The sequence below is a fragment of the Bathymodiolus platifrons methanotrophic gill symbiont genome (assembly GCF_002189065.1).
GTDB lineage: Bacteria > Pseudomonadota > Gammaproteobacteria > Methylococcales > Methylomonadaceae > Methyloprofundus.
The window spans coordinates 1-2305 of the sequence record NZ_BDMN01000322.1 but is presented as its reverse complement, the minus strand read 5'-3'; the positions used below and the strand labels follow the sequence as shown (position 1 = coordinate 2305).

Sequence of the window (2305 nt, the reverse complement as noted above, 5' to 3'; positions counted from 1 at the left end):
TCTTAGTAACATCTCTGAAAACAAGTAGGATAGGCAATGGTTTTATGCCTACCGTGGTGACTGTAGATGGGTTTTACAAAAGTTCCACCCAGCTACAGTTGTAATAAACTTACTCTGATTGAGCAATTACTTCCGCTTTACGCGTCTCACCCTTACCAATGGTTAGTAAGTCCCAGACTAATAATCCTAGTCCTGAAGCTGTGACTAGCCCAAAAAGCATACGCCAGTGCATAGCAGTCATAAAGGAAGGATGGGTTTGTGCGGCAAAATAGCCAGCCCAGGTAGAGCCGCCGATTGCACGTTCTATAAAGGATTGCTCATAACCTGCTATCAATAAGGCAATCGTCATACCGAGTACACCAATATTGAGTAAGGCCAGTGCCCATTTCCAACGCCATGAGTTGATTGAATCAGCACCCATCCAGACATTACCGCGCCAATGTTGAATAGCAATATAAAAGAACGCGATATTAATGGTTGCATAGGCGCCAAAGAAGGCTAGGTGACCATGTGATGCCGACCATTGTGTTCCATGCGTGTATAAGTTAATTTGTGGCAGTGTGTGCATAAACCCCCAAACACCCGCGCCAAAGAAGTTACCAAAGGCATGTGCAATCAACCAGGCCATGGCAGGGTGGTTCATGTTTTTAAAACCACGTTCACCTGAATCATAAACCGCATGTACCACCATTGCCACTAGAGGAATCGGTTCCAATGCGGAGAAAAATCCACCTATAGTAAGCCAGTATTCAGGGGTTCCAATCCAGAAATAATGATGCCCCAGGCCTAAAATTCCCGAGCCAAACATAAGTGCAACTTCGATATATAGCCATGTTGTAACAATTCTGCGGCTAACCCCTAAGATAGTCATTAATGACCAGGCCATAATAACATCGACCAATACTTCCCAGGTTGCTTCAACCCAAAGGTGTATTACCCACCACCACCACCAGAATTGCTCATGAGTGATATTAGTCATATAGAACATGCCTGCAACATACAGGCCTGCTAAAGCAACTAGATCCAGAGTTAAAACACCAGCAATACCAGACCATTGGCCCTGGCTAAACGTCATTACTACGTTATAGAAGAAAATCAGCATGACCACGACTATGCCAATATCTGCCCAGCGAGGAGCTTCAATATACTCACGACCTTCATTAATTAACCATAAAGTCGTGTCGTTACCAGCACCTGTCTGAATGAATAAATAGACGAGAACAACAACTGTAATAGCAGCTGATAGAACCCAGAATCCTAAGATTCCAAATTTCAATCCTGCGATTTCAGTGCCGCTTTCATCCTCTAATAACCAATAGGTACAACCGATAAAACCATATAACATCCATAAGATCATGGCATTAATATGTACCATGCGGTTGACACTAAAGTCTAGAATGTCATACAGGAAGCCTGGTGCGATAAATTGTAGTCCAAACAGAATCTGGAAGATAAACAGTATGACCGCGCCCATAAAGTATTTGACGGCTAATTTTTGCCCATCATTTAAGGTATTATCATCAACGCCCGCCCAATTATGGAAAGACTTTAGCTTATCTGGAAATGAAGGTTTAACCGTTTCAGTATTTGCACTCATAATTAGTCATCCTCTGCATAAATAGTTGTGAAATTATAAGGAAAGCCATTGGTATCAATACTGGACATCCATTTTAAGAAAGCAACAACGCCTTTTGCTTCTTCGGGGGTAATATCCAGGTTAGGCATTTTCCGCCCAGTACCAAAAGTACGTGCATTTTTTTCAGGGTCCATGAGGAATTTCAGCATCTGCTTTCACGTAACTCAACGCTCAACCAGCCTTGATCTAGCCAGGCCTTAGTTAAGTCAGGTGCATAATAAGCACCATTACCTAATAGTGTATGGCAATTCATACAGTTTTTAGCCTGAGTGGTTTTTTACCTAACGTTACTAATTGCTCTGCTTCTTCTTCGCTAAATTCCTTACCAAATAATAATTCCTCGCCGTCAATGATGGGCATAAACTTATGCAGGTCTTCATCATATTGATAACCGAATAAGCAGGGACACGTTCCCCGCCAGCAGCGGTTTGTTTTAAGGTGTCAAAGGTTAAAATAACTAGAATTAAAAAAGAGCCAGCGGTCACCCACACAGCTACTTTCTTCCAAAAGGACTCGGAAGCCCAACGAGGTGTTTCACTCATTTTCTTTCTCCAGGGGAGTGATTAAATCAGGTTGGTCATGGGTTTGTTTGCACAAATGCCAGATAGCGATAGGTGCGAAAAAGTAACCGATGACCATAATATAAGAAATGATTCGCCAATAACCAAC

At 42.4% G+C, this 2305-nt stretch carries 1 protein-coding gene and 1 pseudogene; both read right to left on the bottom strand.

Features of this window, described 5'->3' with window-relative positions; translation table 11 throughout:
- Positions 1–109: 109 nt before the first annotated feature.
- On the bottom strand, positions 110–1597 hold the full coding sequence (locus tag CDZ78_RS16475; protein ID WP_087870970.1) for a cbb3-type cytochrome c oxidase subunit I: 1488 nt from the start codon (positions 1595–1597) through the stop codon (positions 110–112).
- 2 nt (positions 1598–1599) lie between these two features.
- Positions 1600–2178 (bottom strand): annotated as a pseudogene (locus CDZ78_RS16470) (c-type cytochrome).
- Between the last annotated feature and the right edge of the window lie 127 nt (positions 2179–2305).

What these genes read in the sequence shown, in the direction of transcription:
- CDZ78_RS16475 (WP_087870970.1), bottom strand. Translation starts at nt 1,597, where the DNA reads ATGAGTGCAAATACTGAAACGGTTAAACCTTCATTTCCAGATAAGCTA.